This window comes from Pseudomonas sp. LAMO17WK12:I1 (genome assembly GCF_900177315.1).
Lineage (GTDB): Bacteria > Pseudomonadota > Gammaproteobacteria > Pseudomonadales > Pseudomonadaceae > Aquipseudomonas > Aquipseudomonas marginalis.
Map to the genome: position 1 here is coordinate 357831 of NZ_FWZV01000007.1, position 20956 is coordinate 378786.

The 20956-nt window shown below is 61.2% G+C and carries 19 protein-coding genes; 7 read left to right on the top strand and 12 right to left on the bottom strand.

Going from position 1 to position 20956, the window contains the following annotated elements:
* Positions 1-74 precede the first annotated feature (74 nt).
* Positions 75-800 carry a response regulator transcription factor gene (locus tag B9N88_RS16040; RefSeq protein WP_027608161.1) on the bottom strand — a complete coding sequence of 242 codons (726 nt, stop codon included), beginning with the start codon at positions 798-800 and terminating at the stop codon, positions 75-77.
* A gap of 448 nt (positions 801-1248) precedes the next feature.
* Between B9N88_RS16040 and B9N88_RS16045 the strand changes: the two genes are divergently transcribed.
* Complete coding sequence (locus tag B9N88_RS16045; protein WP_027608160.1) at positions 1249-3531, top strand: CHASE2 domain-containing protein; 2283 nt, start codon at positions 1249-1251, stop codon at positions 3529-3531.
* A gap of 180 nt (positions 3532-3711) precedes the next feature.
* On the opposite strand, the gene B9N88_RS16050 is transcribed toward B9N88_RS16045, so the two are convergent.
* The 4 genes from B9N88_RS16050 to glyQ form a co-directional block, all read right to left on the bottom strand.
* Positions 3712-4482 carry a lysophospholipid acyltransferase family protein gene (locus B9N88_RS16050; RefSeq protein WP_027608159.1) on the bottom strand — a complete coding sequence of 257 codons (771 nt, stop codon included), beginning with the start codon at positions 4480-4482 and terminating at the stop codon, positions 3712-3714.
* Positions 4483-4564: 82 nt separating this feature from the next.
* The gene (gmhB, locus tag B9N88_RS16055) at positions 4565-5101 is read right to left on the bottom strand and encodes a D-glycero-beta-D-manno-heptose 1,7-bisphosphate 7-phosphatase (protein ID WP_166655292.1); all 537 of its coding nucleotides are present in this window, start codon (positions 5099-5101) and stop codon (positions 4565-4567) included.
* A 2-nt stretch (positions 5102-5103) separates the two neighbouring features.
* Complete coding sequence (glyS, locus tag B9N88_RS16060) at positions 5104-7158, bottom strand: glycine--tRNA ligase subunit beta (protein ID WP_027608157.1); 2055 nt, start codon at positions 7156-7158, stop codon at positions 5104-5106.
* Positions 7155-8108: a glycine--tRNA ligase subunit alpha gene (gene glyQ / locus B9N88_RS16065; RefSeq protein ID WP_003187265.1), complete on the bottom strand. Its 954-nt coding sequence runs from the start codon at positions 8106-8108 to the stop codon at positions 7155-7157. The genes glyS and glyQ overlap by 4 nt, the downstream gene beginning before the upstream one ends.
* A gap of 81 nt (positions 8109-8189) precedes the next feature.
* Here glyQ and B9N88_RS16070 point away from each other — a divergent pair, with 81 nt between their 5' ends.
* Together B9N88_RS16070 and B9N88_RS16075 are read left to right on the top strand one after the other, a co-directional pair.
* On the top strand, positions 8190-8747 hold the full coding sequence (locus B9N88_RS16070; protein WP_027608156.1) for a DNA-3-methyladenine glycosylase I: 558 nt from the start codon (positions 8190-8192) through the stop codon (positions 8745-8747).
* 40 nt (positions 8748-8787) lie between these two features.
* Positions 8788-9675, top strand: coding sequence for a lysophospholipid acyltransferase (locus B9N88_RS16075; protein WP_027608155.1), 888 nt, complete (start codon positions 8788-8790; stop codon positions 9673-9675).
* A 124-nt stretch (positions 9676-9799) separates the two neighbouring features.
* On the opposite strand, the gene B9N88_RS16080 is transcribed toward B9N88_RS16075, so the two are convergent.
* From B9N88_RS16080 to def, 5 genes are all read right to left on the bottom strand, one after another.
* The gene (locus tag B9N88_RS16080) at positions 9800-10111 is read right to left on the bottom strand and encodes a tetratricopeptide repeat protein (RefSeq protein WP_027608154.1); all 312 of its coding nucleotides are present in this window, start codon (positions 10109-10111) and stop codon (positions 9800-9802) included.
* An 18-nt stretch (positions 10112-10129) separates the two neighbouring features.
* Positions 10130-11503 carry a Trk system potassium transporter TrkA gene (trkA, locus tag B9N88_RS16085; RefSeq protein WP_027608153.1) on the bottom strand — a complete coding sequence of 458 codons (1374 nt, stop codon included), beginning with the start codon at positions 11501-11503 and terminating at the stop codon, positions 10130-10132.
* 22 nt (positions 11504-11525) lie between these two features.
* The gene (rsmB, locus tag B9N88_RS16090; RefSeq protein WP_027608152.1) at positions 11526-12836 is read right to left on the bottom strand and encodes a 16S rRNA (cytosine(967)-C(5))-methyltransferase RsmB; all 1311 of its coding nucleotides are present in this window, start codon (positions 12834-12836) and stop codon (positions 11526-11528) included.
* A complete protein-coding gene (gene fmt / locus B9N88_RS16095; protein WP_027608151.1) occupies positions 12833-13786 on the bottom strand; it encodes a methionyl-tRNA formyltransferase in 954 nt (317 codons plus the stop codon). Before fmt ends, rsmB begins: the two co-directional genes overlap by 4 nt.
* Positions 13787-13855: 69 nt before the next feature.
* The gene (def, locus tag B9N88_RS16100) at positions 13856-14362 is read right to left on the bottom strand and encodes a peptide deformylase (RefSeq protein WP_005783383.1); all 507 of its coding nucleotides are present in this window, start codon (positions 14360-14362) and stop codon (positions 13856-13858) included.
* Positions 14363-14616: 254 nt separating this feature from the next.
* On the opposite strand from def, the gene dprA reads away from it, so the two are divergent.
* The gene (gene dprA, locus B9N88_RS16105) at positions 14617-15720 is read left to right on the top strand and encodes a DNA-processing protein DprA (protein ID WP_027608150.1); all 1104 of its coding nucleotides are present in this window, start codon (positions 14617-14619) and stop codon (positions 15718-15720) included.
* 75 nt (positions 15721-15795) lie between these two features.
* Positions 15796-16353 carry an L-threonylcarbamoyladenylate synthase type 1 TsaC gene (locus B9N88_RS16110; protein ID WP_027608149.1) on the top strand — a complete coding sequence of 186 codons (558 nt, stop codon included), beginning with the start codon at positions 15796-15798 and terminating at the stop codon, positions 16351-16353.
* Between the two features lie 104 nt (positions 16354-16457).
* Here B9N88_RS16110 and B9N88_RS16115 read toward each other — a convergent pair whose 3' ends face one another.
* On the bottom strand, positions 16458-17435 hold the full coding sequence (locus B9N88_RS16115) for a quinone oxidoreductase family protein (protein WP_027608148.1): 978 nt from the start codon (positions 17433-17435) through the stop codon (positions 16458-16460).
* A 176-nt stretch (positions 17436-17611) separates the two neighbouring features.
* Here B9N88_RS16115 and hemF point away from each other — a divergent pair, with 176 nt between their 5' ends.
* Positions 17612-18544 (top strand): oxygen-dependent coproporphyrinogen oxidase, encoded by a 933-nt coding sequence (hemF, locus tag B9N88_RS16120; protein WP_027608147.1) that lies wholly within the window; start codon positions 17612-17614, stop codon positions 18542-18544.
* Positions 18544-19365: a shikimate dehydrogenase gene (gene aroE / locus B9N88_RS16125; RefSeq protein ID WP_027608146.1), complete on the top strand. Its 822-nt coding sequence runs from the start codon at positions 18544-18546 to the stop codon at positions 19363-19365. The genes hemF and aroE overlap by 1 nt, the downstream gene beginning before the upstream one ends.
* Here the strand turns inward: aroE and B9N88_RS16130 are convergent, their stop codons facing one another.
* Entirely contained in the window at positions 19366-20934 is a 1569-nt protein-coding gene (locus B9N88_RS16130) for a SulP family inorganic anion transporter (RefSeq protein ID WP_027608145.1), read from the bottom strand.
* Between the last annotated feature and the right edge of the window lie 22 nt (positions 20935-20956).

Sequence of the window (20956 nt, forward strand, 5' to 3'; positions counted from 1 at the left end):
AGCATAACGTTGGCCTTTTTTATTGCGTGGGAAATCAACTTCTGCAAAATGCTCCACGTGGAACATCGTGGTTTTTATCCATGAGAAGAAGCCGCCGCCACACTCTCCAACCGATACCCATACCCATAGATCGTCAACAGCTGCCAACCCCTGTCAGCAGTAAGCCCCAGCTTGTTGCGTAGCCGATAGATATGCGTATCCAGTGGCCGCGAGGACACCATTTCTTCATGGGTCCAGAACCGCTCATAAAGGTACTCGCGTGACAGCGGCCGAGCCAGGTTGGCGAACAAGCAGCTCGCCAGGCGGTATTCGCGTTCGGTAAGGTTGATCGGTTTGCCTGCGCGTGTGACGGTCAACTCTGCATCGTCGAAGGTCAGGTCGTTGAAACTCTGCACTTCAGGGGTTGCCGATCTCTGCAGGCCATGCCGACGTAGAACGGCTGTCACTCGTGCCTTCAGTTCGTTAGGTCGAAAGGGTTTGCTGACGTAGTCGTCGGCCCCGCTGTTCAATGCGCTGACGATATCGCTTTCGGCATCACGGCTGGTGAGCATGATGACTGCAGGTGGCGACTCCATGTGTTCACGGGTCCAGCGCAATAAGGCAATACCGGTGATGTCGGGCAGTTGCCAGTCGAGTATCAGCAGGTCGAAGGTCTCCCGGCGCAATTGTCGCAGCAGGTCTTCGCCGCGCTCGAAGCAATGCAGTGTCCAGGGTTGTTCGGCGGTGCTGGGGATTTGTCGCAGTGTCTGTTCCACCCGTCGCAATTCAGCGGGTTCGTCATCCAGTATTGCGACACGCATGGGGGGGTCCTTTCTTCTTGAAGAGTACGGCAGTCGTATTGAGGGGCACGTACTGCGCAGATGCCGGTCAATGAATCTGAAGAATTGTGCTCAGGTTCGTCGACCCCTTGGATCTCTCGGTACGCTGGGATCAATAAGCGAATACGCCATTGAAAGCCCTCCATACCTATGTGGGAAAGATACCGGCTCCAGGCGTTAAGGAAAAGGATCAGCCGACGCATGCGCTGTCGTAAACTCCTGTGCCCCGATAGTGGATGCCCTTTGGACTCCCCGCCGTTATGAACATCCAGCAGGAAATTTTTTCCACCGTGTCGAAAATGAGCTTCACTGGGCTCAATGCGTCGCTCTATCACGTACGCGTGTCGGCTTACGCCGTGCAACGCCTGAGGAGGAATCGGGGGTCTATGCCATCTTCTATCGCACGCCAACAACTCAAGCGCGTTGATCCATGATGCTCTGGGGAAAGGCCGAAAAGCGCCAACCCACCCATGCCCAGCGCCTGTTCCACGGTCTGGTACGTGAGTGGTTATGGATCGGTTTGCTGCTGTTGCCAATCACTGCCTACCTCTCGATGAGTCCTGGCCTGGCCTTGAACAACCCGCTATACGACAGCCTTCGACGTCTGGCGCCCCTGCCGGTGGATCCGCGCATCCTGCTGGTAACCATCGATGACCCTAGCCTGAAGAAACTCGGCCAGTGGCCCTGGCCGCGCAGTGTGCACGCCGACCTGATCGATCGCCTGAGCGCGGCGCAGCCGGCCGGTATCCTGTTTGATGTGATCTTCAGCGAGCCCGGTAACCCGGTCAATGACAAGCGCCTGGCCGACGCGGTGTGCAACGCCGGCAACGTATTGTTGCCCTTGGCTCGTGACGATTCGGCCAGCTACAGCCAGTCTGGGGCACAAATGCTGTCGCTGCTCAAATGTGCCAAGGGTGTCGGGCATATCAATGTGGAGGCGGATAGCGATGGCGTGGTCCGCAGGCTGTATATGCGCGAGGGGCCAGCCGGTGCCACGGCGCTTCAGTTAGCGTGGCTGGCTTTCGCGATGAGCGGGCAATCGGCCGAGATGCCCGGGGAACCTCTGCCATCGATCACCCAGGATTGGCACCGGGAGCATGCGGTCCGTATCCCGTTTATTGCTGCCGACACCCATTTCCCGAGCGTCTCTTATGTCAGCGTATTACGTGGTGAGGTCCCTCCTGAGCGGTTGCGGGGCCGTCTGATTCTGGTGGGGGCGACAGCGTCGGGCATGGGCGATCGCTTTGTCACACCGCTCTCGCCTATGGCCGGTACGACCGCGGGTGTGGAGATCCAGGCCAATGTGCTCAATGGCTTGCTGCAAGGTCGAAGTATCGTGGACATGCCCGGTTGGCTGGCCGCACTGATGGCAACGTCCTTGGTGGCAATGCTGCTGGGCCTGCTGCTCTACCGTCCACGCTATGCGCTGTGGATGACCCTGGGATGCATGTGCTTGGCCTTGCTCGGTTCAGCGGCCTTATTGCGCCTGGGCTACTGGTGGTCGCCTGCGGCCTGCTTGATCGGTTTGCTGCTCAGCTACCTGATCTGGAACTGGCGGCGTCTCAGCGTGATCCTGGCCTACTTCGGCTGGGAATTGGCGCGCCTGGATAACGAACCCAAAGTCTTGCCCGAGCGCCGCCGTGCACCCGCCAATAAGGGTGACGTATTGCAGGGCCGTATCTTTGCCTTGGAGCAAGCCGTCAGTCGTACGCGGGACACGCGACGGTTTATGGCTGATGGATTGGAATGCCTGCCGGTGGCGACACTGATCACAGACACCCAGGGTAATGTCCTGTTGGCCAACCGCATCGCCCGGGAAGTGTTCGGCAATGACTTGATCAACCATAACCTTCTGGAGCAACTGGCCGACCTGGGTTATCCGCCGCTGCACAATGGCGTACGCCCTACCCTCTCGACACTGGAACTCGTTGAGTTTCGTGATATCCACCAACGCAGCCTGCGCATGGAGCTTGCCCCCTTGCTGCCGGCCGAAGGGGATGTCGCGCTGGGATGGCTGCTGAGCCTCACCGACCTGAGCAAGGAGCGCGAGGCCCAGCAGCATCGGGAAACCATGCTGCGCTTCCTCTCCCACGACTTGCGCGCCCCCCACTCGGCGATCCTCGCCCTGTTGGATGTGCACGACAGTGAGTCGCCGATATTTGCACAGATAGAGCAACAAGTACGCCGCGCCTTGAGCCTGACCGAATCATTTGTGCAACTGGCGAGGGCTGAGGCCGATGGCTACCAGTTCGAGCCTACGCTGTTCGCCATGTTGGTAATGGATGCCTTTGATCAAGTGGCCGTGATCGCCCAGCTCAAGGGGATTCACCTGGTCCACGATCTGGACGAGGCCGACGAAGGGATGGTGTCAGCCGATCAATCGCTGCTCACCCGCGCATTGTTCAATGTGCTGGAGAACGCGATCAAATATTCCCCGTCCGGTACCACTGTCCGGCTGCGACACAGCAGCGCGCAAGGCTGGCTGGAATGCCGCATCAGCGACCAGGGCCCAGGCATAGCCGCCGAGGATTTGCCTGAACTGTTCAGCCAGTACAAGCGCTTTGACTCGGCCCAAGGCAGCGAAGGGCTGGGGTTGGGACTGAGCATGGTCAAGGCGGTGGTGGAGCGTCATGGGGGCCGTATCGAGTGTGAAAGCACCGTGGGCAAAGGCACCACTTTCCGCCTGCAGTTGCCCTTGCTGGACGACTGCTAAAACGTACTTTTCCGCTGTGCATAAAAAACCGGTCTCAAGGACCGGTTTTTTAATGAAGGAAAAAACTTATGCACGTTTTTTGCGATTTTAATGGATTTGGAAATATCTAACTAAATCAACTTATTAGGACCAAAAAAAGCCAATTCGCCAACAAAGCGTACACAGGTTATCCACAGATGCTCATACCACCGGCGTCTCCACCACAATCGGCTCTGGCGGTAGGGAACCCATGGCCCGCTGCTGCGCTTCATTCCATGCCTGGGCACGGTCATTCAGCGCGGCAATGGCGCGTGGGCCTTCCCCTTCTGCGTACATTGGCTCGCCTATCACCACAGTGATGGTGCCTGCGCGTTTTGCCCAACCCGCCTTCGGCCAGAACTTGCCGGCGTTATGCGCAATCGGCAGCACCGGCAGGTTTGCGTTAACTGCCAATGCGGTACCGCCGCGAGAGAACTTGCCTACTGTCCCAAAGGGTACCCGCGTACCTTCCGGGAAGATCAGCACCCACACGCCATCCTTGAGCAGTTCATCGCCCTTCTTGGCGACGTGCTTGAGCGCCGCCTTGGGGTTGTCACGGTCGATGGCGATCGGGCGCAACATGGCCATGGCCCAGCCGAAGAACGGCACGTACAGCAGCTCGCGCTTGAGCACCTGGCTCAACGGCGAGAAGTAAGCCGAGAGGAAGAAGGTCTCCCAGGTGCTCTGGTGGTTCGACAGAATCACGCACGGCTGCTCCGGTACGTTTTCAGCGCCCTTGATCTCGAAACGAATGTTCAGGAACGCCTTGGTCAGCCACAACGCGCAGCGGCACCAATAGACGTTGATAAAGCGATAGCGCGCCTTGAACGGCAGGAACGGCGCAATAAAAAAGCTCAGGGTGCACCAGAGAAACGAACTGGTGCCCAGCAGCAGGTAAAAGAAAAAGGTTCTGATGGCCTGCAAAATCGACATGGCGGCATTTACCGTTGCGGGACATGGCCCGCCTGTTAAAAGCGCACTCCCGAACAGTCCTTGGCCAGGAAGTCGAGGGCGGCTAGTTGTTGATAAGTTCTGCGGCAACCGCCGCCAGATCGTCAAAAATCAAGGTGCCTACCGGCAGGTTTTTCGCCTGGGTCTTTTCGCCTTTCCCGGTCTTTACCAAAACTGGCTGAGAGTCGACGGCTTTGGCCGCCTCCAGGTCACCGAGGCTGTCCCCGACGAACCATATCCCAGCCAAGGGCACCTTGTAATGTTCTGCAATGGTTTTCAACATGCCAGGCTTGGGTTTGCGGCAATCGCAGCCCTCATCCGGCCCGTGAGGGCAGTACACCACCAGCCCCACTTCCCCGCCCTGCTCCGCCACCAGCGTGCGCAAGCGCGTGTGCATGGCGTCCAGGGTGGCGATGTCGTAATAGCCGCGGGCGATGCCGGACTGGTTGGTGGCGATGGCCACCGTCCAGCCGGCTTTGCTCAACTGCGCGATGGCCTCGATCGAACCGGGCAGTGGAATCCATTCCGCCACCGACTTGATGTAAGCGTCGGAGTCGTAGTTGATCACCCCGTCCCGATCGAGAATCAGCAGTTTCAACATGGTCAGCTCAGTGTCGAAATGTCAGCGATGTTGACGAACAGGCCACGCAGACGCGCCAGCATGGCGTAGCGGTTTTTCCGCACGCCGGCATCTTCGGCATTGATCATCACCGCTTCGAAGAACGCATCCACCGGCTCACGCAAGGTCGCCAGGCGTGCCAGGGCTTCGGCGTAATTGCGTTCGGCGATCAGCGGCTTCACCGCGTTCTCTGCCTTGGCAATGGCAGAATTCAGCGAGAACTCCTTGGCGTCGGCGAACAGGCCTGGGTCGACATCGGCGTTGCCCAGGCCTTCGGCCTTGCCCAGCAGGTTCGACACACGCTTGTTCACAGCGGCCAGGGCGTCGGCTTCCGGCAGCTTACGGAACGCCTGTACGGCTTGTACGCGTTGATCGAAGTCCAGCGCCGAACCCGGTTGCAGGGCACGTACCGACAGGTAGACGGAAACGTCCACGCCTTCGTCTTCATAACGCGCACGCAGGCGGTCGAACACGAACTCCAGCACTTGCTCGGCCAGGCCGGCTTGCTTGACCTTGCCACCGAACTGGCCGACCGCGAACACCACGGCCTGGGTCAGGTCGAGGTCGAGTTTCTTGTCGATCAGGATACGCAGCACGCCGAGGGCCGCGCGACGCAGGGCATACGGGTCTTTGCTACCGGTAGGCAGCATGCCGATACCGAAGATACCGACGAGGGTATCCAGCTTGTCGGCGATGGCCACGGCCGCACCGGTCAGGGTGGTCGGCAGCTCGGCGCCGGCGCCACGCGGCATGTACTGCTCGTTCAGCGCCAGCGCGACATCGTCCGCCTCGCCATCGTTGAGGGCGTAGTAGTAACCGGCAACGCCCTGCATCTCCGGGAACTCGCCGACCATTTCGGTGGCCAGGTCGCACTTGGACAGCAAGCCTGCACGCGCAGCCCAGGCGGCATCACCGCCGATGCGTGGGGCAATGTAGGCCGCCAGCTTGGAAACGCGCACGGCCTTGTCGTAGACGCTGCCAAGTTTTTCCTGGAACACCACGTTCTGCAGGCGCAGGTTGAAGTCTTCCAGCTTCTGCTTCTTGTCTTGCTTGAAGAAGAACTCGGCGTCAGTCAGGCGCGGACGCACGACTTTCTCGTTACCGGCGATGATCTGCTGCGGGTCCTTGCTTTCGATGTTGGCCACGGTGATAAAGCGCGGCAGCAACTTGCCGTCCACGTCCAGCAGGCAGAAATACTTCTGGTTGTCCTGCATGGTGGTGATCAGCGCTTCCTGCGGCACATCGAGGAAACGTTCTTCGAACGAGCACACCAGCGGCACCGGCCATTCAACCAGCGCGGTCACTTCGTCGAGCAGGCTTGGCGGCACGATGGCGGTGCCTTCCTGCAGGCGGGCGAGTTCTTCGGTGCGTTTGCTGATCAGATCGCGACGCTCGTTGGCATCGGCCAGCACGTAGGCAGCACGCAGATCGGCGGCATAGTTAGCCGGCGAAGTGATGCGCACCGCTTGTGGATGGTGGAAGCGATGGCCACGGGAATCACGGCCAGCTTTCTGGGCGAGGATGGTGCAATCGATGACCTGGTCACCGAGCAGCATCACCAGCCACTGGGTCGGGCGCACGAACTCTTCCTTGCGCGCGCCCCAGCGCATGCGCTTGGGAATCGGCAGGTCGTTCAGGGAGTCTTCGACGATGGTCGGCAACAGGCTGGCGGTGGGCTTGCCTGTGATGACCTGGCTGAAACGCAGTTTCGGGCCGCTCTGGTCGATCTCGCTCAGCTCGACGCCACACTTCTTGGCGAAGCCCAGTGCGGCTTGGGTCGGGTTGCCTTCGGCGTCGAAAGCCGCCTGGCGTGGCGGGCCGTCGAGGTTGATGCTGCGGTCCGGCTGCTGGGTTTCCAGCGCGGTCAGCAACACGGCCAGGCGGCGCGGTGCGGCGTAGACTTTTTTCGCTTCAAATTTCAGGCCGGCGCTCTGCAGGCCTTTTTCGATACCGGCCAGGAACGCATCGGCCAGGGTATTGAGTGCCTTGGGTGGCAGCTCTTCGGTGCCCAGTTCAACCAGGAAATCTTGAGCACTCATTGTGCAGCCTCCAGCTTAGCCAACACTTCATCACGCAGGTCCGGGGTGGCCATCGGGAAGCCCAGCTTGGCGCGAGCCAGCAGGTAGGCTTGAGCGACGGAACGCGCCAGGGTGCGTACACGCAGGATGTATTGCTGGCGCGCGGTTACCGAGATGGCACGACGGGCGTCCAGCAGGTTGAAGGTATGGGAGGCCTTCAACACCATTTCATAGCTCGGCAACGGCAGCGGCTGGTCGAGTTCGATCAGGCGCTTGGCTTCGCTTTCATAGAAGTCGAACAGTTCGAACAGCTTGTCGACGTTGGCGTGTTCGAAGTTGTAGGTCGATTGCTCCACTTCGTTCTGGTGGAACACGTCGCCATAGGTCACTTTGCCGAACGGGCCGTCAGCCCACACCAGGTCGTAGACCGAATCCACGCCCTGCAGGTACATGGCCAGGCGCTCGAGGCCGTAGGTGATCTCACCGGTTACCGGGTAGCACTCGATGCCACCGGCCTGCTGGAAGTAGGTGAACTGGGTGACTTCCATGCCATTGAGCCAGACTTCCCAGCCCAGGCCCCAGGCGCCGAGGGTGGGCGACTCCCAGTTGTCTTCGACGAAACGGATGTCGTGCACCAGCGGGTCGAGGCCCACGTGCTTGAGCGAGCCCAGGTACAGTTCCTGGAAGTTGTCCGGGTTCGGCTTCAGGACTACCTGGAACTGATAGTAGTGCTGCAGACGGTTCGGGTTTTCGCCGTAGCGGCCGTCAGTCGGGCGACGACTGGGCTGCACATAAGCGGCGTTCCAGGTTTCCGGGCCGATGGCCCGCAGGAATGTAGCGGTGTGGAAAGTGCCGGCGCCTACTTCCATATCGTAGGGCTGAAGTACCACACAACCTTGCTCGGCCCAGTATTGCTGGAGGGCGAGGATCAAGTCTTGGAAGGTACGCACGGCTGGCGTAGGCTGGCTCACGAAATTCACCTGTTACTTGGGCTGCGATTTAAAGAGCGGGAGTATACCCGATTCGGCCGCGCCACCATCCCCTGGAGCCTTATGCCACGCTGCTTTTGGTGTTCTGAAGATCCGCTGTACATGGCTTATCACGATCAGGAGTGGGGAACGCCGCTGCGCGATGCGCAGGGTTTGTTCGAGTTGCTTTTGCTCGAAGGGTTCCAGGCGGGCCTGTCCTGGATCACCGTTCTACGCAAACGCGAGCATTATCGAAAGGTCTTGTTTGGTTTTGATGCCCTGCGTCTGGCACAGCTGACCGATGCCGAGATCGAAGCGCTGATGCTTGACCCTGGCATTGTGCGTAACCGCCTCAAGCTCAATGCCACCCGGCGCAACGCCGCAGCCTGGCTGGCGCTTGAAGATCCGGTGGGGTGGCTCTGGTCGTTTGTCGGCGGCGTGCCCAAGGTCAACCATTTCAAGGACCGCAGCGAAGTGCCGGCGATTACGCCGGAGGCTGAAGCCATGAGCAAAGCACTCAAGAAAGCCGGCTTCACCTTTGTCGGCCCGACCATCTGTTACGCGTTCATGCAGGCCTCGGGCATGGTCATGGACCACACCCAGGACTGCGACCGTTACGCGGACTTGGTCAACGCCGGTTAGAATGGCGGCTTTGCGCACCACACACGATCAGGAGTGACCTGTGGAAAAGTTTAAAGGCGCCTTGCTGGTAGGCGCTCTTCGGTTGTTTGCCCTATTGCCCTGGCGCGCGGTTCAAGCGGTCGGCACGGCCATCGGCTGGATCATGTGGAAAACCCCTAACCGCTCCCGTGACACGGTGCGGATCAACCTCTCTAAATGCTTCCCGGACATGGACCCCGCCGCGCGCGAGCGCCTGGTTGGCCAGAGCCTGAAGGACATCGGCAAGTCCCTGACCGAAAGCGCCTGCGCCTGGATCTGGCCGGCCCAGCGCTCCATCGACCTGGTGCGTGAAGTCGAAGGCCTCGAGGTGCTGCACGAAGCCCTGGCCTCGGGCAAAGGTGTGGTCGGCATCACCAGCCACCTGGGCAACTGGGAGGTGTTGAACCACTTCTATTGCAGCCAGTGCAAACCGATCATTTTTTACCGTCCGCCCAAGCTCAAGGCGGTGGATGAATTGCTGCGCAAGCAGCGCGTACAACTGGGTAACCGCGTGGCGGCGTCCACCAAGGAAGGCATCCTCAGTGTGATCAAGGAAGTGCGCAAAGGCGGCCAGGTGGGTATTCCGGCCGACCCGGAGCCGGCCGAGTCCGCCGGGATCTTCGTGCCGTTCTTCGCCACCCAGGCGCTCACCAGCAAGTTCGTGCCGAACATGCTCGCCGGCCACAAGGCGGTCGGTGTGTTCCTGCATGCGCTGCGGCTGCCGGACGGTTCGGGCTACAAAGTGATTCTGGAAGCGGCGCCGGAAGACATGTACAGCACCGACACCGCCACGTCCTGCGCGGCGATGAGCAAAGTGGTGGAGCGTTATGTCGGCGCCTACCCGAGCCAGTACATGTGGAGCATGAAGCGCTTCAAGAAACGCCCGCCGGGTGAGGCGCGGTGGTACTGACCCAGAGCCAATCCAAAACCAAATGTGGGAGGGGGCTTGCTCCCGATAGCAGTGTGTCAGCCAATGCATAGTTGACTGAACCACCGCTATCGGGAGCAAGCCCCCTCCCACATTTTCGATCTGCTTAGCTTTGGCGCTCGAGTTTCTTCAGGAACACCGTCATCTCTTTCTCGGCCTGCTTGTCGCCATGGGCCTGGGCCGCTTCGATGCCCTTCTCCCACGCCTGTCGCGCCGCGGCGTTATCACCCTGCCCCAGCTGCGCCTTGCCCAACAACTTCCACGCCGCCGAATACTTCGGATCGAACTCGACGCATTTGTGCAAATGCTCCGCCGCCTTGGCATTGTCCTTCAGGTCCAGATAACCCTTGCCCAGCCCAAAGCGCAGCAGGGAATTATCCACACCCTTGGCGAGCATTTTTTCCAGGGATTCGAGCATGTCGGTCACTCCGGTTGATCAGAAAAAGCTCAATCCCACGTGGAACAGCTTCTCCACATCGCGGATATGTTTTTTATCCACCAGGAACAGGATCACGTGGTCACCCGTGGCGATCACCGTGTCGTCGTGGGCGATGATCACTTCCTCATCACGAATGATTGCGCCAATGGTGGTGCCCGGCGGCAGGCCTATATCGCGGATGGCCTTGCCGATCACTTTGCTCGACTTCGAATCACCGTGGGCAATCGCTTCGATGGCCTCCGCCGCACCCCGGCGCAGGGAGTGCACGCTGACGATATCGCCACGGCGCACGTGGGCAAGCAAGGTGCCGATGGTGGCCAGTTGTGGGCTGATGGCGATGTCGATATCGCCGCCCTGGATCAGGTCGACGTAGGCCGGGTTGTTGATGATGGTCATCACCTTCTTGGCCCCCAGCCGCTTGGCCAGCAGCGACGACATGATGTTGGCCTCGTCATCGTTGGTCAGGGCCAGGAAGATATCCGCATCGGCGATGTTTTCTTCCATCAGCAGGTCGCGGTCCGAGGCACTGCCTTGCAGTACGACCGTGCTGTCCAGGGTGTCGGACAAATGCCGGCAGCGTGCCGGGCTCATCTCGATGATTTTCACCTGGTAGCGACTCTCGATCGCTTCGGCCAGGCGCTCGCCAATCTGCCCGCCGCCGGCGATGACGATGCGTTTGTAGCTCTCATCGAGCCGACGCATTTCACTCATGACGGCACGAATATTCGCTTTGGCAGCGATGAAGAATACTTCGTCATCGGCCTCGATCACCGTATCGCCCTGGGGCAGGATCGGCCGGTCACGTCGGAAAATCGCGGCTACGCGGGTTTCCACATTCGGCATGTGTTCACGCAGTTGACGCAACTGCTGACCCACCAGCGGCCCACCGTAGTAGGCCTTCACCGCCACCAATTGCGCCTTGCCGCCGGCGAAGTCGATCACCTGCAAGGCGCCGGGGATTTCGATCAGGCGCTTGATGTAGTGGGTGACGACCTGTTCCGGGCTGATCAGCACGTCCACGGGGATAGCGTCGTTGTCGAACAGGCCGGCGCGGGTCAGGTAGGCGGCTTCACGCACCCGGGCGATCTTGGTCGGGGTGTGGAACAGGGTGTGGGCGACCTGGCAGGCGACCATATTGGTCTCGTCGCTGTTGGTGACCGCGACCAGCATGTCGGCATCGTCGGCACCCGCCTGACGCAGCACGGTAGGAAACGACGCCCGGCCTTGTACGGTGCGGATATCCAGGCGGTCGCCCAGGTTGCGCAGGCGCTCGGCATCGGTGTCGACCACGGTGATGTCATTGGCTTCACTGGCCAAATGTTCGGCCAGTGTGCCGCCAACCTGCCCTGCTCCAAGGATGATGATTTTCATCCGGTCACTCCCTTAAACCCGTTCAGCCGCGCGCGGCGGCGATCTTGATCAGTTTGGCGTAGTAGAAACCATCATGCCCGCCTTCCTGCGCGAGTAACTGGCGGCCATGGGGCTGCTTGATACCGGCGGCCGTGGCGAGGTCCAGTTCCCGCGCGCCGCTGGTGCGGGCGAGAAAGGCTTCGATCACCTCGGTGTTTTCGGTGGGCAAGGTGGAGCAGGTGGCGTAGAGCAGGATGCCGCCGACTTCGAGGGTCGGCCACAGTGCGTCGAGCAGTTCGCCTTGCAGCACCGCAAGGGCGGTGATGTCGTCGGGTTGGCGGGTGAGCTTGATGTCCGGGTGACGGCGGATCACACCGGTGGCGGAACACGGCGCGTCAAGCAGGATGCGTTGGAACGGTTTGCCGTCCCACCAGGTGGCGGTGTCGCGGCCGTCGGCAGCGATCAGCTCGGCGCTGAGGCCCAGGCGCGCGAGGTTCTCCCGTACACGCACCAGGCGCTTGGCTTCCAGATCGACCGCCACTACACCGGCCAGGTCCTTTTCGACTTCGAGGATGTGACAGGTCTTACCGCCCGGAGCACAGCAGGCGTCCAGTACACGCTGACCGGGAGCCAGGTCGAGCAGGTCGGCGGCCAGTTGCGCGGCCTCGTCCTGCACACTGATCCAGCCTTCGGCGAAGCCCGGCAGGCTGCGCACGTCGGTGGCCGCTTCCAGCACGATGCCGTCGCTGCTGTACACGCATGGCGTGGCGTTGATCCCTGCGTTCGTCAGCAAGTGCAGGTACGCATCACGGCGGTGATGACGACGATTGACCCGCAGGATCATCGGCGGGTGCGCGTTGTTGGCCGCGCAAATGGCTTCCCATTGCTCGGGCCAGAAGGCCTTCAGGGATTTTTGCAGCCAGCGCGGGTGAGCGGTGCGCACCACCGGGTCATGTTCCAACTCGGCCAGCAGTCCTTCGCTTTCGCGCTGGGCGCGGCGCAGTACCGCGTTGAGCAGGGCCTTGGCCCAGGGCTTTTTCAGCTTGTCGGCGCAACCGACGGTTTCACCGATGGCGGCGTGGGCCGGCACGCGGGTGTAGAGCAATTGATAGAGACCGACCAGCAGCAGCGCCTCGACATCAGCATCGGCCGCCTTGAAAGGCTTTTGCAGCAGCTTGGCTGCCAGCGCCGACAACCGTGGTTGCCAGCGAGCGGTGCCGAAGGCCAGGTCCTGGGTGAAACCGCGATCGCGGTCTTCGACCTTGTCCAACTGCGTGGGCAGCGAACTGTTCAGCGAAGCCTTGCCGTTGAGTACGGCGGCCAGGGCCTTGGCGGCGGCCAGACGCGGGTTCATTGGGCTGCCACCCCGAGGATCGTGCCCAGGGAAAATTTCTCACGGCGACTGTTGTACAAATCGCTGAAATTAAGCGCCTTGCCACCGGGCAATTGCAGACGGGTCAGGCACAGCGCCTGTTCGCCGCAAGCGACCAGCAGCCCCTCCTTGCTGGCACCGATGATTTCACCGGGTGCGCCTTTGCCGTCGGCCAAGGTCGCGGCCAACACTTTCAAGGCTTCGCCATTGAGGGTGCTGTGGCAGATCGGCCACGGGTTGAAGGCACGCACCAGGCGTTCCAGCTCCACAGCCGGGCGGCTCCAGTCGATGCGGGCTTCGTCCTTGTTCAGCTTGTGGGCGTAGGTGGCCAGGCTGTCGTCCTGCACCTCACCTTGCAGTGTGCCAGCGGCGAGACCGGCAATGGCCTGGATCACGGCGGGCGGGCCCATCTCGGCGAGGCGGTCGTGCAGGCTGCCACCGGTGTCTTGGGCCGTGATCGGAGTGGTGACCTTGAGCAGCATCGGGCCGGTGTCCAAACCCGCCTCCATGCGCATCACCGTCACGCCGCTTTCGCTGTCGCCTGCCTCCACGGCACGCTGGATCGGCGCCGCACCGCGCCAGCGTGGCAGCAGTGAGGCGTGGCTGTTGATACAGCCCAGGCGTGGAATATCCAGCACGACCTGGGGCAGGATCAAACCGTAGGCCACCACCACCAGCAAGTCCGGTTGCAGCGCCGCCAGTTCAGCCTGGGCCTCGGCGTTGCGCAGGGTCGGCGGTTGCAGCACGGGGATGTTGTGCTCAAGCGCCAACTGCTTGACCGGGCTCGGCATCAGTTTTTGCCCGCGACCGGCCGGGCGATCCGGCTGGGTGTACACCGCGACGATGTCATAAGGGCTGGCAAGCAGGGCCTTGAGGTGTTCGGCGGCAAATTCAGGCGTGCCGGCAAAAACAATGCGCAATGGCTCGGTCATGGGAGGTCTCGGTTAAAAGCAGTCACAAAAGAAAAAGGCTTGCCGCAGCAAGCCTTTGGAAGGAGGGCATCAAGCTTGCTGGCGATGCTTTTTTTCCAGCTTCTTCTTGATCCGGTCGCGTTTGAGCGTGGACAGGTAATCGACAAACAGCTTGCCATTGAGGTGGTCGCATTCGTGCTGGATGCACACGGCCAGCAGGCCTTCGGCAATCAGTTCGAACGGTTTGCCGTCGCGGTCGAGGGCCTTGATCTTCACGCGCAGCGGGCGCTCGACGTTCTCGTAGAACTCCGGTACCGAGAGGCAGCCTTCCTGGTATTCGCCCATCTCGTCGGTCAACGGTTCGAATTCGGGGTTGATATACACCCGCGGTTCGCTGCGATCTTCCGACAGGTCCATGACCACGACGCGCAGATGCACGTTGACCTGGGTGGCGGCGAGGCCGATACCAGGCGCTTCATACATTGTTTCAAACATGTCATCGACCAGCTGACGAACCTTGTCGTCCACTACGGCCACCGGCTTGGCGATTGTGCGCAGGCGCGAGTCGGGGAATTCGAGGATGTTCAAAATAGCCATAAGCGTAATTGCTGCACATGTGAGGTAAAGGCAAATCGGCAGTGGGAATGGACCCATACGGCCGGTGTGAAACGCCCGAAAGCCGCGAAGGCCCTGGCATTTCACGCGAACGCACATAATAAAGGAGATTCACCCCATGAGGAAATCGCTACTTATCCCCCCATTTCGAGACTGCCCCTCGACCGTAATAAATAGCCTGCTAAATAAGTTACCAACAGAGTTATCCACAGCTTGTTCCGGTCAAGGATGATCAGATGCTTTCGAAAAACTGCAATGAAATTTCCCCTTCAGAACTGGAAGCCCGCCTACGCCTGCACAGGCTGCCGGAGGTAGGCCCGAAGCGTTTTAGGTTGTTGATCGAAGCGTTCGGCAGCGCTTCAAAGGCCATCGGTGCCCCGGCCAGCGCGTGGCGCTCCTTGGGGTTGTCACCCATCAGCGCCGATGCCCGCCGTAGCCATGAGATCCGCGACGGCGCCAGTGAGGCGTTGGCCTGGTTGGAACGTCCGGACCAGCATTTGCTGATGTGGGACCAACCTGAGTACCCGGCACTGCTCGCCCAGATAGATGATGCCCCGCCGCTTTTATTTGTCGCCGGCGACCCGGGGATCCTGGAAAAACCGCAACTGGCGATGGTCGGCAGCCGCCGTGCATCCCGCCCCGGCATGGACACGGCCGCCGCATTTTCCCGCAGCCTGGCGAGCGCCGGTTTTGTCATCACCAGTGGCCTTGCGCTGGGAATCGACGGTGCGGCCCATCAAGCCGCTTTGGATGTGGGGGGTCATACAATCGGCGTACTCGGCACGGGCCTGGAAAATCTTTATCCACAGCGCCATCGACGGCTTGCGGCGGCGATGATTGCCCAAGGCAGCGCCGTGGTTTCCGAGTTTCCGCTGGACGCCGCGCCCCAGGCCGGTAACTTCCCCCGGCGCAACCGCATCATCAGCGGCCTGTCCCTGGGCGTGCTGGTGGTGGAGGCCAGCATGGCCAGCGGCTCGCTGATCACCGCCAAGCTCGCGGCCGAGCAAGGGCGCGAGGTGTATGCAATCCCGGGCTCCATCCATCATCCGGGGGCCAAAGGGTGTCACCAGTTGATCCGTGAGGGGGCGATGCTGGTGGAAACCATTGAACACATCCTCGAAGGCTTGCGTGGCTGGCAGGCATTGTCACGCCCGGCGCCGATGCCTGTGATACATCCGTTGGTGGCGCTGTTGCACGCGGCGCCCCATACCAGCGAAGCCCTCGCGCTGGCCAGTGGGCGGCCGTTGGCCCAGGTGTTGGCGACCCTCACGGAGTTGGAACTTGAAGGCCTGGTGATCTGCGAAAGCGGGCGCTGGCTTGCGCGTGGCCAGCTTTTGTAGCGGCCAGTTTTTTGGAACTAGGTTTTGTAAAGAAGATCGGTAAACTTCCCAGAGCTTTAGTCCGGAGAGTAAACAATGGTCAACAGGTGGCGTGTGCTGGAAGCCGCACGAGAAATTCGCGCAGGCGCGGTGATTGCCTATCCAACCGAAGCGGTCTGGGGCCTGGGTTGCGATCCCTGGAACGAAGAGGCGGTGGATCGGCTGCTGGCGATCAAGAACCGTTCGGTGGACAAGGGCCTGATCCTGGTGGCAGACAATATTCGCCAGTTCGACTTTCTGTTCGAAGACTTCCCGGATACCTGGATCGAACGCATGGCCAGCACCTGGCCCGGACCGAATACGTGGTTGGTGCCGCATCAGGATTTGTTGCCGGAGTGGGTCACCGGTGTGCACGACACGGTGGCGCTGCGGGTGAGCGATCATCCGCTGGTACGGGACTTGTGCGCGCTGGTGGGGCCGTTGATTTCCACCTCAGCCAACCCCCAGGGCCGCCCGGCGGCGCGCACGCGGATTCGTGTGGAGCAGTACTTCCGCGGGCAGGTGGATCTGGTGCTGGGTGGTGCCCTGGGTGGGCGCAAGAACCCGAGCCTGATTCGCGATTTGGCAACGGGTGAGGTGGTGCGGCCTTCCTGAGACCGCATCGCACCCATCGCGGGCAAGCGCCCTCTCACATTTGAACCGTGTCCGTCATGACAACACGGTCAAATGTGGGAGGGGGCTTGCCCCCGAAGAAGCCCTCAAGGCAACAGAATGGTCGACCCAGTGGTACGCCGCCCCGACAACTCCGTCTGTGCCTTCGCCGCGTCTGCCAGCGAATACCGCTGGTTGATATCAATGCGCACCTTGCCGCTCTTGATCATCGAAAACAGATCATCCGCCATCACCTGCAGGTTCGCCGGATTGTTGGCGTAGGTCGCCAGGGTCGGCCGTGTCACGTATAGCGAGCCTTTGGCCGCGAGTATCCCCAGGTTCACCCCATCCACCGCGCCCGACGCGTTGCCAAAGCTCACCACCAGGCCACGTGGCGCCACGCTGTCCAATGAGGTCAGCCAGGTGTCCTTGCCGACACCGTCGTAGACCACGGGCACCTTTTTGCCGTCAGTCAACTCCAGCACGCGCTGTGCGACATTTTCCTTGCTGTAGTCGATGGTTTCCCATGCGCCGAGGGATCTGGCCAGGGCGGCTTTTTCTGGCGAGCTCACGGTACCGATCAGCTTCACGCCCAGTGCCTTGGCCCATTGGCAGGCCAGGGAGCCCACGCCACCGGCGGCGGCGTGGAACAGGATGGTCTCGCCACCTTTGAGCTCATAGGTCTGGCGCAGCAGGTATTGAACGGTCAGGCCCTTGAGCATCGCGCCGGCGGCTTGTTCGAAGCTGATGTCGTCCGGCAGGTGCACCAGGTTGGCGGCGGGCAGCACGTGCAACTCGCTGTAGGCCCCAAGTGGGCCGCTGCCGTAGGCCACGCGGTCGCCGACTTTAAATTGCGTGACTTCGCTGCCCACCGCATCAACCACACCGGCGCCTTCTGCGCCAAGCCCCGATGGCAGGGCCGGCGGCGCGTAAAGGCCACTGCGGAAATAGGTATCGATGAAATTCAGGCCAATCGCCTCGTTACGCACTCGAACCTGCTGCGGGCCGGGCTCTGCCGGTGTGTAGTCCACATATTCAAGTACGTCGGGGCCGCCATGGGCGCTGAACTGGATACGTTTGGCCATCTGCACTTCTCCTGAGGTCGAATTCGCGTAGCCCCCTATCGGACTCCTAAGCTTGATCTTCGTCAACTGCGGCGCTCCTAAGTGCAGTGCTGTCCAAGTGCAGTGGTATCCTGTGTGCCCATTTGCCGCCGACGCCCCACGGCTTCGCGTAGCTTTGCCCGATTCAAGGTGATGTCATGACTACTCGCACCGAGGCTGTCAAAGCCTACCTGCTCGACCTGCAAGACCGCATTTGCAGCGCCCTGGAAACCTTCGAGACGGACACTCGCTTTATCGAAGACGCCTGGACCCGGCCTGCCGGCGGCGGCGGTCGCACCCGTGTGATCGAGAACGGCTCGGTCATCGAAAAGGGCGGCGTTAACTTTTCCCACGTGTTCGGCAGCGGCCTCCCACCGTCAGCCAGTGCGCATCGCCCCGAGCTGGCCGGTCGCGGGTTTGAAGCCCTGGGCGTGTCGCTGGTGATTCATCCGCACAACCCACACGTGCCAACGTCCCACGCCAACGTGCGTTTTTTCATCGCCGAAAAAGAAGGCGAAGAGCCGGTGTGGTGGTTCGGTGGCGGCTTCGACCTCACGCCCTACTATGGCAACGAAGAAGACTGCATTCACTGGCACCGCGTGGCCGAGCAGGCCTGCGCGCCGTTTGGCCCGGACGTTTACTCGCGCTACAAGGCCTGGTGCGATACCTACTTCCACATCAAGCACCGCAACGAGCCCCGTGGTATTGGCGGCCTGTTTTTCGATGACTTGAACGAGTGGGACTTCGACACCTGCTTCGCGTTTATCCGCGCCATCGGCGATGCCTACATCGACGCCTACCTGCCGATTGTGCAGCGCCGCAAAGCCGCCGCGTATACCGAACAGCAACGCCAGTTCCAGGAATTCCGTCGCGGCCGCTACGTTGAATTCAACCTGGTGTATGACCGTGGCACCCTGTTCGGCCTGCAGTCGGGCGGGCGCACAGAGTCGATCCTGATGTCGCTGCCACCTCAGGTGCGCTGGAGCTACGACTGGAAAGCCGAGGCCGGCAGCGAAGAAGCACGCCTCACCGACTACTTCCTGCAAGACCGCGATTGGCTGGGCATCGCCGCGCCCAAGGCGGCTGTCTGATGGATCGTTATGTGGTGTTCGGCAACCCCATCGGCCACAGCAAGTCGCCGCTGATTCACCGTATGTTCGCCGAGCAGACCGGCGAGCAACTGGACTACAGCACCTTGCTCGCGCCGCTGGAGGATTTCACCGGCTGTGCCCGTGAGTTTTTCCAACAGGGCCGAGGTGCCAACGTCACCGTGCCGTTCAAGGAAGACGCCTACCGTCTGGCCAACAGCCTCACCGAACGGGCACAACGCGCCGGGGCGGTGAACACCTTGAGCAAACTGGCCGACGGTACGTTGCTCGGCGACAACACCGACGGCGCCGGCCTGGTGCGCGACCTGACGGTAAACGCCGGCTTGAATCTGCAAGGCAGACGCATCCTGTTGCTGGGCGCGGGTGGCGCGGTAAGGGGCGCGTTGGAGCCGTTGCTGGCTGAACGGCCCGCTTCGTTGATCATCGCCAACCGCACCGTGGAAAAAGCCGAATTGCTCGCCGAGCTGTTCGACGACCTGGGCCCGGTGTCCGCCAGTGGATTCGACTGGCTGCGTGAGCCGGTGGACGTGATCATCAATGCCACGTCCGCCAGCCTGTCAGGCGATGTACCGCCGATTGCCGGCAGCCTGATCGCACCGGGCAAGACATTTTGCTACGACATGATGTACGCCAAGCAACCCACCGCGTTCTGCCGCTGGGCCAGTGAGCAAGGCGCAGCCGTGGCGATGGATGGCCTGGGCATGCTGGTGGAGCAAGCGGCTGAAGCGTTCTTCCTGTGGCGTGGTGTGCGTCCGGATTCGGCGCCGGTGTTGGCTGAACTGCGCCGACAGTTGGCGCAGTAATCAATCTTCAAACTGGATGGGGCATTTATCGGCCCCCTCCAGTTTTTTCAACTCTTCCACCACCTGTGGCCTGGCGCGGCGCAATGTCAGGCTACGGCCCAGCCCGTTTAAACGACGCGCCTCCTGGTGCAGCATCTCCACCCCGGAATAGTCGATAAAGTTGATCTGCTGCGCCTCGATCACCACCCGCTCACCCTGCAAGCTTTGCAGGCGTACTTGCAGGTAATGGCTGGCGCCAAAGAAGATCGACCCACCGACGCGCAACACATCCTCTTCCCCATCACGCCATTGCTGTACCCGTGGCTGCGACGTGCGCTTAAGGTAGAAAAACAACGACGCCAACACCCCCGCATAAATCGCCGTTTGCAACTCCAGCAACAAGGTGGCGACACAGGTCAGACTCATCACTACGAACTCTGCGTGGCTCACGCGGAACAACGCACGAATACCCCGACGATCCACCAGGCCCCAGGAAATCAGCAAGATGCTGGCGGCCATGCTCGGGATCGGAATATGTGCGATCAATGCCGCGCCAAACAGCGCAAACAAGGCCACCCATACTGCGGAAAACACCCCGGCCAACGGCGAACAGGCACCCGCCTCATAGCTGAGGCCGGAGCGGGTGAACGACCCTGCCGACAGATACCCGGAGAAAAATCCGCCAACGATATTGGATAAACCCTGGGCGCGAACTTCCTGGTTGGCATCGAGCAATTGTTGCGAACGGGCCGACAGCGAACGGGCAATCGACAGGCTGGTCACCAGCCCCAGCATGCCCACCGCAACGGCGCTGGGCAGCAGGCGCAGGATCATGTCCGGATCCAGCGGCAACGGGCTGAACGGTGGCAGCTTGCCGATAAACGAACTGACCAGCACCACATGCCCGAACATCGTCGGCCATAGCCACGTTGCCAGGCTACCCAGGGTCAGTGCGATCAGCAGCGTTGGCCAGCGAGGCACAAGGTATTTGAGCAACACGCCCACCAGCAAAGTACCGAGCCCAAGGGCAAGGGATGCATGGTCCCACTCGCCAGCGTGGTCGATCAGCGCCAGCAGGCTATTGATCGCTGTGGCCTGGCTCGGTAAATCCAGGCCAAGCAGATTGGGCAGCTGCCCGAGGGCAATCACCACGGCGGCACCGAGGGTGAAACCCAGCACCACCGAATGCGAGACGAAGTTCACCAGCGCGCCAAAGCGCAGCATGCCCAGCAGCCACTGGAATACCCCGGCGAGGAATGTCAGCAACAGGATCAGGGTGATGTAGTCCTGAGACCCCGGCACGGCCAACGGGCTGACGCTGGCGTACAGCACGATGGAAATCGCTGCCGTGGGGCCACAGATCAGGTGCCAGGATGAACCCCACAGGCAGGCGATCAGCACCGGGATGATGGCGGCATACAGACCGTACTCCGGTGGGAGACCGGCGATCAGCGCGTAGGCAATCGACTGGGGCAGCGCGAGCACGGCGCCGCTGAGGCCGACCAGCGCGTCCCGGCCGACGCTGGCGCGGGTCTGGCGCGGCAGCCAGCTGAGGAACGGGAAGAGTGTATGGCGGTTGGGCCGGGGCATTTATAACTCGGCTGAAAAGGTT

What these genes read in the sequence shown, in the direction of transcription:
- B9N88_RS16040 (WP_027608161.1), bottom strand. Translation starts at nt 800, where the DNA reads ATGCGTGTCGCAATACTGGATGACGAACCCGCTGAATTGCGACGGGTG.
- B9N88_RS16045 (WP_027608160.1), top strand. Translation starts at nt 1,249, where the DNA reads ATGATGCTCTGGGGAAAGGCCGAAAAGCGCCAACCCACCCATGCCCAG.
- B9N88_RS16050 (WP_027608159.1), bottom strand. Translation starts at nt 4,482, where the DNA reads ATGTCGATTTTGCAGGCCATCAGAACCTTTTTCTTTTACCTGCTGCTG.
- gmhB (WP_166655292.1), bottom strand. Translation starts at nt 5,101, where the DNA reads ATGTTGAAACTGCTGATTCTCGATCGGGACGGGGTGATCAACTACGAC.
- glyS (WP_027608157.1), bottom strand. Translation starts at nt 7,158, where the DNA reads ATGAGTGCTCAAGATTTCCTGGTTGAACTGGGCACCGAAGAGCTGCCA.
- B9N88_RS16070 (WP_027608156.1), top strand. Translation starts at nt 8,190, where the DNA reads ATGCCACGCTGCTTTTGGTGTTCTGAAGATCCGCTGTACATGGCTTAT.
- B9N88_RS16080 (WP_027608154.1), bottom strand. Translation starts at nt 10,111, where the DNA reads ATGCTCGAATCCCTGGAAAAAATGCTCGCCAAGGGTGTGGATAATTCC.
- trkA (WP_027608153.1), bottom strand. Translation starts at nt 11,503, where the DNA reads ATGAAAATCATCATCCTTGGAGCAGGGCAGGTTGGCGGCACACTGGCC.
- rsmB (WP_027608152.1), bottom strand. Translation starts at nt 12,836, where the DNA reads ATGAACCCGCGTCTGGCCGCCGCCAAGGCCCTGGCCGCCGTACTCAAC.
- fmt (WP_027608151.1), bottom strand. Translation starts at nt 13,786, where the DNA reads ATGACCGAGCCATTGCGCATTGTTTTTGCCGGCACGCCTGAATTTGCC.
- def (WP_005783383.1), bottom strand. Translation starts at nt 14,362, where the DNA reads ATGGCTATTTTGAACATCCTCGAATTCCCCGACTCGCGCCTGCGCACA.
- dprA (WP_027608150.1), top strand. Translation starts at nt 14,617, where the DNA reads ATGCTTTCGAAAAACTGCAATGAAATTTCCCCTTCAGAACTGGAAGCC.
- B9N88_RS16110 (WP_027608149.1), top strand. Translation starts at nt 15,796, where the DNA reads ATGGTCAACAGGTGGCGTGTGCTGGAAGCCGCACGAGAAATTCGCGCA.
- B9N88_RS16115 (WP_027608148.1), bottom strand. Translation starts at nt 17,435, where the DNA reads ATGGCCAAACGTATCCAGTTCAGCGCCCATGGCGGCCCCGACGTACTT.
- hemF (WP_027608147.1), top strand. Translation starts at nt 17,612, where the DNA reads ATGACTACTCGCACCGAGGCTGTCAAAGCCTACCTGCTCGACCTGCAA.
- aroE (WP_027608146.1), top strand. Translation starts at nt 18,544, where the DNA reads ATGGATCGTTATGTGGTGTTCGGCAACCCCATCGGCCACAGCAAGTCG.
- B9N88_RS16130 (WP_027608145.1), bottom strand. Translation starts at nt 20,934, where the DNA reads ATGCCCCGGCCCAACCGCCATACACTCTTCCCGTTCCTCAGCTGGCTG.